This is a genomic window from Roseateles sp., assembly GCF_047654785.1.
GTDB lineage: Bacteria > Pseudomonadota > Gammaproteobacteria > Burkholderiales > Burkholderiaceae_C > Pelomonas.
The window spans coordinates 355807-367836 of the sequence record NZ_JASGKQ010000003.1; the positions used below are offsets into that span (position 1 = coordinate 355807).

General features: G+C 70.4%; 11 protein-coding genes. 3 read left to right on the top strand and 8 right to left on the bottom strand.

Annotated elements, in window-relative coordinates; all coding sequences use genetic code 11:
• Nucleotides 1-17: 17 nt before the first annotated feature.
• Nucleotides 18-1121 carry a sugar phosphate nucleotidyltransferase gene (locus QM788_RS10735; RefSeq protein WP_415661478.1) on the top strand — a complete coding sequence of 368 codons (1104 nt, stop codon included), beginning with the start codon at nucleotides 18-20 and terminating at the stop codon, nucleotides 1119-1121.
• 49 nt (nucleotides 1122-1170) lie between these two features.
• On the opposite strand, the gene rfbC is transcribed toward QM788_RS10735, so the two are convergent.
• The 8 genes from rfbC to QM788_RS10775 all read right to left on the bottom strand — a co-directional run bounded on the left by rfbC (nucleotide 1171) and on the right by QM788_RS10775 (nucleotide 9797).
• Nucleotides 1171-1728: a dTDP-4-dehydrorhamnose 3,5-epimerase gene (rfbC, locus tag QM788_RS10740; protein WP_415661479.1), complete on the bottom strand. Its 558-nt coding sequence runs from the start codon at nucleotides 1726-1728 to the stop codon at nucleotides 1171-1173.
• 3 nt (nucleotides 1729-1731) lie between these two features.
• Nucleotides 1732-2619, bottom strand: a complete 888-nt coding sequence (gene rfbA, locus QM788_RS10745) for a glucose-1-phosphate thymidylyltransferase RfbA (RefSeq protein WP_415661480.1) — start codon at nucleotides 2617-2619, stop codon at nucleotides 1732-1734.
• A 104-nt stretch (nucleotides 2620-2723) separates the two neighbouring features.
• Nucleotides 2724-3605, bottom strand: a complete 882-nt coding sequence (rfbD, locus tag QM788_RS10750) for a dTDP-4-dehydrorhamnose reductase (RefSeq protein WP_415661481.1) — start codon at nucleotides 3603-3605, stop codon at nucleotides 2724-2726.
• A 7-nt stretch (nucleotides 3606-3612) separates the two neighbouring features.
• Nucleotides 3613-4668: a dTDP-glucose 4,6-dehydratase gene (gene rfbB, locus QM788_RS10755; RefSeq protein WP_415661482.1), complete on the bottom strand. Its 1056-nt coding sequence runs from the start codon at nucleotides 4666-4668 to the stop codon at nucleotides 3613-3615.
• A gap of 4 nt (nucleotides 4669-4672) precedes the next feature.
• Complete coding sequence (locus tag QM788_RS10760; protein WP_415661483.1) at nucleotides 4673-6121, bottom strand: mannose-1-phosphate guanylyltransferase/mannose-6-phosphate isomerase; 1449 nt, start codon at nucleotides 6119-6121, stop codon at nucleotides 4673-4675.
• Nucleotides 6122-6126: 5 nt separating this feature from the next.
• Entirely contained in the window at nucleotides 6127-7143 is a 1017-nt protein-coding gene (gene galE, locus QM788_RS10765) for a UDP-glucose 4-epimerase GalE (RefSeq protein WP_415661484.1), read from the bottom strand.
• A gap of 4 nt (nucleotides 7144-7147) precedes the next feature.
• Entirely contained in the window at nucleotides 7148-8419 is a 1272-nt protein-coding gene (locus QM788_RS10770) for a hypothetical protein (protein ID WP_415661485.1), read from the bottom strand.
• Nucleotides 8409-9797 (bottom strand): undecaprenyl-phosphate glucose phosphotransferase, encoded by a 1389-nt coding sequence (locus QM788_RS10775; protein WP_415661486.1) that lies wholly within the window; start codon nucleotides 9795-9797, stop codon nucleotides 8409-8411. Before QM788_RS10775 ends, QM788_RS10770 begins: the two co-directional genes overlap by 11 nt.
• A 132-nt stretch (nucleotides 9798-9929) precedes the next feature.
• On the opposite strand from QM788_RS10775, the gene QM788_RS10780 reads away from it, so the two are divergent.
• Nucleotides 9930-10463 carry a hypothetical protein gene (locus QM788_RS10780; protein WP_415661487.1) on the top strand — a complete coding sequence of 178 codons (534 nt, stop codon included), beginning with the start codon at nucleotides 9930-9932 and terminating at the stop codon, nucleotides 10461-10463.
• Nucleotides 10460-12022, top strand: a complete 1563-nt coding sequence (gene ubiB / locus QM788_RS10785; protein WP_415661488.1) for a ubiquinone biosynthesis regulatory protein kinase UbiB — start codon at nucleotides 10460-10462, stop codon at nucleotides 12020-12022. Before QM788_RS10780 ends, ubiB begins: the two co-directional genes overlap by 4 nt.
• Nucleotides 12023-12030: the final 8 nt, after the last annotated feature.

A 12030-nucleotide genomic window follows, 5' to 3' on the forward strand; every position in this document is an offset into this window, starting at 1 on the left:
CCAAGGAAGTACGACAGATGGCAAAAGCAATGATCCTGGCGGCGGGCCAGGGAACGCGGGTGCGCCCGCTGACCAAGTTCACGCCCAAGCCCATGGTGCCCATCCTCGGCAAGCCGGTGATGGAGTACCTGGTCGAGCACCTCGCGCTGCACGGCGTGAAGCAGATCATGGTCAACGTGGCCTTCCTGCACTGGAAGATCGAGAACTACTTCGGCAATGGCCAGCGCTGGGGCGTGGAACTGGGCTATTCCTATGAGGGGGTCCGCGAGCAGGGCGAGGTGGTGTGCAAGCCGGTCGGCTCCGCCGGCGGCATGCGCAAGATCCAGGATTTCGGCGGCTTCTTCGACGAGACTTTCCTGGTGCTGTGCGGCGACGCCATCATCGACATGGACATCACCGCGGCGCTCGCGGAGCACAAGGCCAAGGGCGCGATCGCCAGCGTCGTGACGCTGGACGTGCCGCGCGAGGACACGAAGAACTACGGCATCGTCGTGGCCGACGCCGACGGGCGCGTCACGTCCTTCCAGGAAAAGCCCAAGCCGGAGGACGCGCTCAGCACGCTGGCCTCGACCGGCATCTACATCTTCGAGCCGGAGGTGCTGGACCTGATCCCGCCGGGCCGGGAGTTCGACATCGGCAGCCAGCTGTTCCCGCTGCTGGTGGAGAAGGGCCTGCCGTTCTATGCGCAGAACCGCCCGTTCAACTGGATCGACATCGGCCGGCTGACGGACTACTGGGCGGTGACGCAGCGGGTGCTGGCCGGCGAGGTGGCGCAGATGCAGGTGCCCGGGCGCGAGGTGCGGCCGCAGGTCTGGACGGGGCTGAACACCTCGGTGGACTGGGACAAGGTCCACATCGAGGGGCCGGTCTACATCGGCGCCAATGTGCGCATCGAGCCGGGTGTCCGCGTGGTGGGGCCGACGTGGATCGGCCATGGCTCGCACCTGCGCGCCGGGGCGGTGGTGGAGCGCTCGGTGCTCATCGAGCACACGCGCATCGGCGAAGGCATGGCGGTGCGCGAGATGATCATCTCGCCGCAGTACTGCGTGGACCGCAGCGGGCACACCAGCTACGTGGGCGACGAGGTCACGCCGCTGCGCTGGGGCGACGCGCGCGCCTGACGGCGGCTGCCCGGGGCGCGCGCGTCTGCGCCGTCCGCCCGCCTGCCGCTCAGGCGAAGGTCTTGGCGTCCTGCAGCAGCGGCGCCGCCAGGTCCTTGGCCGACAGCTGCGGCGCGAGGCCGTCCAGCGGCCAGGCGATGCCGATGCGGGGGTCGTCCCAGCGCACCGAGCCTTCGCACTCCGGCGCGTAGCGCCCGCTGGTCTTGTACAGGAAGTCGGCCGTCTCGCTGAGCACGACGAAGCCGTGCGCGAAGCCCGGCGGGATCCACAGCTGGCGGTGGTTCCCGGCGCTCAGCTCCACCCCCGCCCATTGGCCGAAGCGGGGGCTGGACGCGCGCATGTCCACCGCCACGTCGAACACCGCGCCGGCGACGCAGCGCACCAGCTTGCCCTGCGGATGCGGGTCGAGCTGGTAGTGCAGGCCGCGCAGCACGCCGCGCGTGGAGCGGGAGTGGTTGTCCTGCACGAAATGGATGTCCTGGCCCAGGGCCTCGTTGAAGCGGGCCTCGTTCCAGCTTTCGGTGAAGAAACCGCGCGCGTCGCCGAAGACCTTGGGTTCGACGATGAGGACTTCCGGCAGCGCGGTGGGCGTCAACTGGAGCAGCATGGGTCAGAACGCCTTCTCGGTCAGCAGCTTCTGCAGGTATTGGCCGTAGCCGTTCTTGGCCAGCGGCCGGGCCAGGGTTTCGAGCTGGGCGGCGTCGATCCAGCCGGCGCGGAACGCGATTTCCTCCGGGCAGGCCACTTTCAGGCCCTGGCGCTTTTCCAGCGTGGCGATGAACTGGCCGGCTTCCATCAGGCTGTCGTGCGTGCCGGTGTCCAGCCAGGCGTAGCCGCGGCCCATGATCTCGACGCTGAGCTGGCCCTGCCGCAGGTATTGCGCGTTGACGTCGGTGATCTCCAGTTCGCCGCGCGCGCTGGGGGCGATGCCGGCGGCGATGTCGCAGACCTGCTCGTCGTAGAAGTACAGGCCGGTGACGGCGTAGTGGCTCTTGGGCGCCCGGGGCTTCTCCTCGATGGACAGCGCGCGCTGGGCGGCGTCGAACTCGACGACGCCGTAGCGCTCGGGGTCTTGGACGTGGTAGGCGAACACGCTGGCGCCGCTGGTGCGCTGCGTGGCGCTGTGCAGCAGGCCGTTGAAGTCGTGGCCGTAGAAGATGTTGTCGCCCAGCACCAGCGCGCTGGGCGCGCCGCCGACGAAGTCGCGGCCGAGGATGAAGGCCTGCGCGAGGCCGTCCGGGCTGGGCTGCACGCAGTAGCCGATGTTCAGGCCCCAGCGCGCGCCGTCGCCCAGCAGCGCCTCGAAGCGCGGCGTGTCCTGCGGGGTGCTGATGATCAGGATGTCGCGGATGCCCGCGAGCATCAGCGTGCTCAGCGGGTAATAGATCATGGGCTTGTCGTAGACCGGCAGCAGCTGTTTGCTGATGGCCAGCGTGGCCGGATGCAGCCGCGTGCCGGAGCCGCCGGCGAGGATGATGCCCTTGCGGTTTTTCGTCATCGAAGTTCCCTCAGTTCAAAGGATCGCGCCGCTCGCCGCCCTGGATGGCGAGCCGAGCGCCGGGCCACTCGCCGGCCGTCCCCCTCGGGGGCCGGGCGAGGGGCTCATAGGATCTCGGCCAGCATGCGCTCCACGCCCTGCTGCCAGTGCGGCAGGCGCAGGCCGAAGCGCTGCTGCAGCTTGGCCGTGGACAGGCGGGAGTTCAGCGGACGCGCGGCGGGCGTCGGGTAGTCGCGGGTCGGGATGGGCAGGATCTGGTCCGGCGCGACCTTGATGGACTGGCCGCGCGCGCGGGCGGTTTCGATGACGAAGCGGGCGTACTCGTGCCAGCTCGTCTCGCCGCCGGCGACGGCGTGGTAGGTGCCGGTCAACGCGGGGTTGGCGCGGGCGGCGCGCAGCATGTGGGGGGTCAGGTCGGCCAGCAGGTCCGCGCCGGTGGGGGCGCCGACCTGGTCGGCGATGACCTTGAGCTGGTCGCGCTCCGCCGCCAGGCGCAGCATGGTCTTGGCGAAGTTGCCGCCGCGGGCCGCGTAGACCCAGCTGGTGCGCAGGATCAGGTGCTGGCAGCCGCTGGCGCGGATCGCGTCCTCGCCCTCGGCCTTGGTGCGGCCGTAGACGCTCAGCGGGGCGATCGGGGCCTCCTCGTCGCGGGGCTGGCCGCCGCTGCCGTCGAAGACGTAGTCGGTCGAGTAGTGGACCAGCAGCGCATTCAGCCGTTTGGCCTCGATGGCCAGCAGCGCCGGGGTGGTGGCGTTGATCTGGCGAGCCAGGTCGGGCTCGCTTTCGGCCTTGTCCACGGCGGTGTGGGCGGCGGCATTGACGATGACCTGGGGTGCCAGCGCCTGCACGCGGGCCAGCAGCCGGTCGGGCTGGGTGAAGTCGCCGCCGTCGTCGAAGTCCAGCGCCACGACCTCGCCGGCCACGGCCAGCGAGCGTTGCAGTTCCCAGCCGACCTGGCCGCCTTTGCCGAGCAGAAGAATTTTCATCGCGGGTTCAGCCGTACTGTTTGGCGACCCAGTCGCGGTAGGCGCCGCTCTGCACGCGGGCGATCCATTCGGGGTGGTCGAGGTACCACTGCACCGTCTTGCGGATGCCGGTCTCGAAGGTCTCGGCGGGCCGCCAGCCGAGTTCGCGCTCGATCTTGCGCGCGTCGATGGCGTAGCGGCGGTCGTGGCCGGGGCGGTCCTTCACGTAGGTGATGAGGCGCTCGTAGGGGCCGTCGGCCGAGGGCTTCAGCTCGTCGAGCAGCGCGCAGACCGTCTTGACGATGTCGATGTTGGCCTTCTCGTTCCAGCCGCCGATGTTGTAGGTCTCGCCCAGCCGGCCGCCGGCCAGCACGGCGCGGATGCCGCTGCAGTGGTCGGTGACGTAGAGCCAGTCGCGGATCTGCTGCCCGTCGCCGTAGACGGGCAGGGGCTTGCCCGCCAGCGCGTTGACGATCATCAGCGGGATCAGCTTCTCGGGGAAGTGATAGGGCCCGTAGTTGTTGGAGCAGTTGGTGGTGACGACCGGCAGGCCGTAGGTGTGGTGCCAGGCGCGCACCAGGTGGTCGCTGGCGGCCTTGCTGGCCGAGTAGGGGCTGTTGGGTTCGTAGGGGTGGGTTTCGGCGAACGGCGGGTCGCCGGGTTGGAGCGAGCCGTACACCTCGTCGGTCGACACATGGTGGAAGCGGAAGCCGGCCTTGGCCTCGCCGTCGAGGGCGCCCCAGTAGGCGCGGGCCGCCTCCAGCAACGTGAAGCTGCCGTCGACGTTGGTCTTCATGAAGGCGCCCGGGCCGTGGATGGAGCGGTCCACGTGGCTCTCGGCCGCGAAATGCACGATGGCGCGCGGCTGGTGCGTGGCCAGCAGCTGGTCGACGAGGGCTCGGTCGCAGATGTCGCCCTTGACGAAGACGTGGCGGGCGTCGCCGTCCAGCGCGGCCAGGTTTTCCGGGTTGCCGGCGTAGGTCAGGGCGTCGAGGTTGACGACGGGTTCGTCGGACTGCCGCAGCCAGTCCAGCACGAAATTGCTGCCGATGAAGCCGGCGCCGCCGGTGACGAGAATGGTCATGATTTCAGGTTCTGCCGTAGGTGTCTTCGAAACGGACGATGTCGTCCTCGCCCAGGTAGGAGCCGGACTGCACCTCGATGATTTCCAGCGGCACCTTGCCCGGGTTGGCCAGGCGGTGGGTCTGGCCCAGCGGGATGTAGGTGCTCTGGTTCTCGGTCAGCAGGATGGTCTTGTCGCCGTTGACGATCTCGGCCGTGCCGCTGACGACGATCCAGTGCTCCGCGCGATGGTGGTGCATCTGCAGGCTCAGGGACGCGCCGGGCTTGACCATGATGCGCTTGACCTGGTGGCGGGGGCCGTTGTCGATGCTGTCGTACCAGCCCCAGGGGCGGTGTACCTTGCGGTGCAGCGCATGCTCGCCGCGCTGTTCGGCGCCCAGGCGGTTGACGATCTGCTTGACCTCCTGGCTGCGGGCTCGGTCGCTCACCAGCACCGCGTCGGCCGTCTCGACCACCACCACGTCCTTCAGCCCGACGACGCCCACCAGCCGGCTGGTGGCATGCACCAGCGTGTTCTGGCTGTCGGCGATCAGCGCGTCGCCGACGGCGGCGTTGCCGGCCTCGTCCTTGTCCGCGACCTGCCACACGGCCTCCCAGGCGCCCAGGTCGTTCCAGCCGGCGTCCAGTGCGACCATGCGTAGCGGCAGCTCGCCGCCGGCGCAGCGCTCCATGACCGCGTAGTCCACGGACTCGCTGGGCACGGCGGCGAACTCGGCCTTGCCCGGCCGCACGAACTGGCCGTCGGCCTTGCGCGCGGCCCAGGCGGCGCGGGTCGCCTCGGCGATGTCGGGGCGGAAGCGCTGCAGCGCATCCATCCAGACGCTGGCGCGCAGCACGAACATGCCGCTGTTCCAGTAGTAGCCGCCCTCGGCCAGGTAGCGCCGGGCGGTGTCCAGGTCCGGCTTCTCGACGAACTGGGCCACCGCCAGGCCGCCGCCGGCCTCGGGCGCGGTGCGGATGTAGCCGTAGCCGGTTTCGGGCCGGTCGGGCGTGATGCCCAGGATGGTGATGGCGCCGCCGGCGGCGATGCGGACGGCCTGCTGCAGCGCCGCCGTGAAGGCGGGGCCGTCGGTGACGGTCTGGTCGGCCGGCGTGACGACCAGCACCGGGTCGCTGCCGCCTTCGAGCGCGGCGAGCGCGGCCAGCGTCAGCGCCGGGGCGGTGTTGCGGCCCAGCGGCTCCAGCAGCACGCTGCTGGGCGCCAGCCCGGTTTCGCGCAACTGGTCGAGGACCAGGAAGCGGTGCTCGTCGTTGCCGACGATGCAGGGGCCGGCGAGGTCGAATTCGGGAGAGGCGAGCGCGGCCAGGCGGCGGGCGGCCAGCTGGAACAGGCTCTCGTTGCCGGACAGCACGAGGAACTGCTTCGGGTAGCCGGCCCGCGACAGCGGCCACAGCCGTGTGCCGGAGCCGCCAGCCATGATGACGGGGAGAACGGGGGGGTGGGTGGAGGTCATGCGGGTCATTGACTGAAACCGTGGGGATTGGCGTGCTGCCAGCGCCAGCTGTCCTCGCACATGCGCGCGAGGTCGAGCCGGGCCTCCCAGCCAAGCAACTCGCGGGCCAGTGCCGGGTCGGCCCAGCAGGCGGCGACGTCGCCCGCACGGCGCGGGACGATCTCGAAGGGCACGCTGCGGCCGCTGGCCGCCTCGTAGGCGCGCACCAGGTCCAGCACGCTGTAGCCGCGGCCGGTGCCGAGGTTGACGGTCAGCGAGCCGGGCTGCTCCAGCAGCCGGCGCAGCGCGGCGACATGGCCTTCGGCCAGGTCGGTGACGTGGATGTAGTCGCGCACGCCGGTGCCGTCCGGCGTGGGGTAGTCGTTGCCGAACACGGACAGCCGGGCGCGCCGGCCCACGGCGACCTGGGCGACGTAGGGCATCAGGTTGTTGGGCGTGCCGCGCGGGTCTTCGCCGATGCGGCCGCTCTCGTGGGCGCCCACCGGGTTGAAGTAGCGCAGGCAGGCGGTCTGCCAGGCCGGGTCGGCCACGCCGACGTCGCGCAGGATCTGCTCGCCCATCAGCTTGGTGGCGCCATAGGGGTTGGTCGCCGAGGTGGGCGCGTCCTCGCGCAGCGGCAGCTGCTCCGGTGCGCCGTAGACCGTCGCGCTGGAGCTGAAGACCATGCGCGAGCAGCCGTGGCGCTGCATGGCCTCGCAGGTGCTGACCAGCCCGCCGAGGTTGTTGCGGTAGTAGGCCAGCGGCTGGCTGACCGATTCGCCTACCGCCTTGTGGGCCGCGAAATGCACGACGGCGGCCGGGCGGTGCTGGCCGAAGACGCGGTCCAGCGCGGCGCCGTCGCAGACGTCCGCGCGTTCGAACTCGATGGGCGCCGTCGCCAGCTCGGCCAGGCGCTCCAGCACCACGGGCGAGCTGTTGGCGAAGTTGTCGAGGCCGACGACCCGGTAGCCGGCCCGTTGCAGGGCCAGCCAGGTGTGCGAGGCGATGTAGCCGGTGGCGCCGGTCAGCAGGATGGTGGGCATCGGATCAGAAGAAGAGGGCCTGGCCGGTGCAGCCGTAGCTGCTGGCGTTGTAGACGTACTGCGGCACGCTGCTGTCGCGGCTGGCGCGGTCGTACTGGCAACCCAGGCTGAAACCGCGCGAGATGGCCCAGCGCACGCCGATGTTGTAGAGCGTCGTGTCGTCCAGCGCGTAGGGGTCGACGATGCCGCTGTCGCGGGTGCGCCGCGCGCGGTTGCTGCTGACCCGGGCGCTGGCGCTGACCTTGCTGGTCAGCGCGTAGCTGGCGCCCAGCTGCCAGCTGGTGTAGACGCGGTTCAGGTCGGCGGTGCGGACCATGGTTTCCTGGCCGGTGTCGCGGGCGTACTGCGCATCGAGCTGCAGCTTGCCCGTGGGCCGCCAGCTCCAGCCGATGGCGCCGGTGGTGCCGCTGAAGTCGCCCAGCTGGGCCAGGCTGTTCTTCGTGCGGCTGCGGCTGATGCGGGTGTTCAGCGTGCTGCTGCCGCCGGTGCTCCAGCGCGTCGTGAAGTCGATGTCGTCGCGCGTGTAGTCGTTCTGCTCGTTGATGAGCACCGGGTACTGCGTGGCGGGGTCGATGATGGGCTGCAGCGTGTTCGGGTCGAATGCGATGCCGACCGGGTAGCGCGGGTTGTTGCCCTTGGTGTGGCGGGCCACCAGGCCCAGCCTGACGTTGCCGGCCGGCGTGGCGTACACGCCCAGCGACGCGGTGTCCTGCCGGTAGGTGAAGCGGTCGTACTGGACGGCCGTGAAGCTGCGCTGGCGGTGCGTCCAGCCGCCTTCCAGCGTGTACCGGGTGGCCACGCCCAGGCGGGCGATGGCCTGGTATTCCTCGACGCTCTCGATGTTCTTCTGCCGGATGGGATCCACGCCGGAGCCGATGTTGAAGTCGGCCAGCGAGCGGTCCGAGCGCGCGCTCAGCACGCCGGACAGGTTGCCGACGGTCTCCCAGTTCAGCGCGCCGCGGATGCTGTGGGAGCGGTTGTTCAGGTCGCTGTTGGTCGCGTAGCGGTTGTCGTGCAGCGAGCCGTCCAGCGTCAGCCGCTGGCGGCCCAGGCGCTTGTCGACGCCGGCCAGCAGGCCGATGCTGGTGACGGTGTCGCTGTTGGTGGCGTCGGCCTGGCGGTAGACGTTGGACACGTGGGAGGCGCCCAGCGACCCGCCCACGTAGAACGGCGACGCATCGTCCGTCTGTCCGTGGGCGGCGGGCGCCAGTGCGGCGCTCGCCGCGAGAACTGCCAGCCGCAGCGGGCTGGAACGCAGAAGGGATTCAGTAGGCATGACGGTCGAACACCACCAGCCGCACGGTGCGCAGGATGATCTGCAGATCGAGGGCGAGTGACCAGTTGCGCAGGTATTCCAGATCGTATTCGACACGGGCCACCATCTTGTCGATGGTGTCCGTCTCGCCCCGCAGGCCGTTCACCTGGGCCCAGCCGGTGATGCCCGGCTTGACCTTGTGGCGCACCATGTAGGCCTTGATGAGCTTGCGGTATTCCTCGTTGTGCGCCACCGCGTGCGGGCGCGGGCCGACGATGCTCATGCGGCCCTGTAGCACGTTGATGAACTGCGGCAGCTCGTCCAGCGAGGTCTTGCGGATGAAGGCGCCGAACGGCGTGATGCGCGGGTCGCCCTTGGTGGCCTGCTTGACCACGGCGCCGTTGTCCTGCGTGCGCATCGAGCGGAACTTGTAGACGATGATCTCCTCGCCGTCCAGGCCGTTGCGGCGCTGCTTGAAGATGACCGGGCCGGGCGAGCTCAGCTTCACGCCGATCGCCAGCGCCAGCAGGATGGGCGAGATCAGCACCAGGATGACGGAGGACATCACGATGTCGCTGACGCGCTTGACCAACTGGTTGGTGCCGGTGAACGGCGTCTCGCAGATGCCGACGACGGGCACGCCGCTGAGGTCCTGGAGCCGGCCCTGGATGATGCTGATGCCGAACACGTCGGGCACGTAGAACAGCGAGGCCGTCGTGCCCTGCACCTGCTCCAGCAGCTCGACGATGCGCGGCTGCGAGCCCAGCGGCAGCGTGATGTAGACCTCCTTGACGCCCTTGTCGCGCACGTAGTCGCTCAGTTGGTGCAGCGTGCCGAGCAGCTCGGTGCCGGCCTCCGGGTGCAGGCGCTCGGGGGTGCGGTCGTCGAAGTAGCCCAGGCAGATCACGCCCTGCGTGTCGCGCAGCGCGCGCGCCACCTTGTAGCCCAGCGGGCCGGCGCCGACGACGACGGCGGCGCGGCGGGCCTCCGGGTTGCGGGCGCGCCAGCGCTGGATGCGCCGCCCGGCCGTGATCGCCACCATCTGGGCGACCGGCGTGATGACCGCCCACCAGATCAGCACCTCGTTCTCGAAGTAGTGCAGGCTGTCGGTCGCGTAGCCGCACAGCAGCAGGATGCCCAGCAGCACCAGCCACGACGACAGCACATCCACCAGCGCGCTGGCCGGATGGTCGCCGAAACGGTTGCGACCCGGGAAGGTCAGCGCGAACACCAGCAGGCACAGCGTCATCGCGGGGCGCAGGGCCGGCTCGCCGAAATGGCCGTTCACGAGCAGGAAGGTCAGCACGATGATGCCCGGCTCCAGGAGGGCGGCGATCAGCGATTCGACCGATTGCGGTGCGCTGTAGAACGTTCTCTTGTAGCTGCGGTCCTCGAACATCGTGTTGGTTGTTGGCGTGGCCCTGGCGGACTCGGGTCTGGGAATAAGGGCGACCCGGGATTGTCCACCAACAATTTTGACAGCCGGCCGAGCGCCGTCCCCTGTTCCTGGTCCCTGCCTACAATCTTGGCCATGCCCGCGCCCTGGCCCCTGCCTTCCCTGTCTCCGCTGCTGATGCCGGCCCTCCAGGACCGCCTCGTGCTGCTGATCAACCATGTCGTGTCCCGGGAGCCCGTCGCCGCGCAGCGGCTGCAGCCGCTGGCCGGCCGCAGCTTGGTCGTGCACCTGGCCGGGTGGCCGGCGCTGCTGCCGGCGGCGCCGGACCTGGTGCTCGGCGTCACGCCGGCCGGCCTGTTCGAGCGCCTGGACGCGGCGCCGGGCGGCGCGGGCGGGCTGCGCATCGAGATCGACGCGGCCAACCCCGCCCGGCTGGCGCTCGGCGCGCTGGGCGGCGGCCTGCCCGCCGTCAGCGTGCAGGGCGACGCCGCCTTCGCCGGCGAGATGCGCTGGCTGCTGGACAACCTGCGCTGGGACATCGAGGACGACCTGGCCGGCGTGGTCGGCCCGCTGGCGGCGCGCCAGCTGGCGCAGTTCGGGCGTGCGCTGCGGCGGACGCTGTCCGGCCTGGCGGCGCGCGTGGCGCCCACCGCCGGCGGCGCGGCATGAGGTTTGTCGCGCGGCTGCTGGTCATCCTCTGGACGGTCTGGCGCTTCGGCCTCGATGACCTGGCGCTGTCGGGGCTGCAGCGCCGGCGCTTCCAGCTGCTGCGCCGCCTGACGCGGCTCGGCCGTCGCTGGCAGGAGCCGCGCGGCGTGCGGCTGCGGCTGGCGCTGGAGCGGCTGGGGCCCATCTTCGTCAAGTTCGGCCAGGTGCTGTCGACGCGGCGCGACCTGCTGCCCGCCGACGTGGCGCAGGAGCTCGCCAGGCTGCAGGACCGCGTGCCGCCGTTCCCGGCGGCGCTGTCGCGGGCGATGGTGGAGCGCGCGTTCGGCCAGCCGCTGGAGGCGCTGTTCGCCAGCTTCGATGCCGAGCCGGTGGCCAGCGCCAGCATCGCGCAGGTGCATTTCGCGGTGCTGAAGGACGGCCGCGAGGTCGCCGTCAAGGTGCTGCGGCCCGGCATGCTGGACGTCATCGACGACGACCTGGCGCTGATGCGCCGCATGGCCGCGTGGGTCGAGCGCTTTTCGGCGGACGGCCGGCGGCTGAAGCCGCGCGAGGTGGTGGCCGAGTTCGACATGTACCTGCACGACGAGCTGGACCTCGTCCGCGAGGCGGCCAACGCCGCGCAGCTGCGCCGCAACATGGACGGCTTGGGCCTGGTCATGGTGCCCGAGATGCACTGGGCGCTGTGCAGCTCCGAGGTCATCGTCATGGAGCGCATGAAGGGCGTGCCGATCTCGCAGCGCACGATGCTGGAACAGGCCGGCGTGGACATCAAGAAGCTGGCGCGCGACGGCGTGACCATCTTCTTCACCCAGGTGTTCCGCGACGGCTTCTTCCACGCCGACATGCACCCCGGCAACATCCAGGTCAGCCTGGAGCCGGCCACCTTCGGCCGCTACGTGGCGCTGGACTTCGGCATCATCGGCACGCTCACCGAGGTGGACAAGGACTACCTCGCGCAGAACTTCATCGCCTTCTTCCAGCGCGACTACAAGCGCGTCGCCGAGCTCCACATCGCCTCCGGCTGGGTGCCGCCCGAGACGCGCGTCGACGTGCTGGAGAGCGCCGTGCGCGCCGTCTGCGAGCCGCATTTCGACCGGCCGCTGAAGGACATCTCGCTCGGCCAGGTGCTGATGCGGCTGTTCCAGACCTCGCGCCGCTTCAACGTCGAGATCCAGCCGCAGCTGGTGCTGCTGCAGAAGACGCTGCTGAACGTCGAGGGCCTGGGCCGCCAGCTCGACCCCGAGCTGGACCTGTGGGCCACGGCCAAGCCCTTCCTGGAGCGCTGGATGCACGAGCAGGTCGGCTGGCCGGCGTTCAACAAGCAGCTGCAGAAGGAGGCGCCGCGCTTCGCCCAGCTGCTCCCCGCGCTGCCGCGCCTGCTGCACGACGCGCTGAAGGCGCAGGCCCGCCGCGGCGGCGACGCCGAGCTGCGCGCGCTGGTGCGCGAGCTGCGCCACACCAACCGGCTGCTGTCGGGGCTGCTGTGGGGCGCCGCGGGCTTCGCGCTGGGCGTCGCGCTGGCCTGGGTGGCCGCACGCTTCCTGGGCGTCGGCCCGTAGCCGGTGCG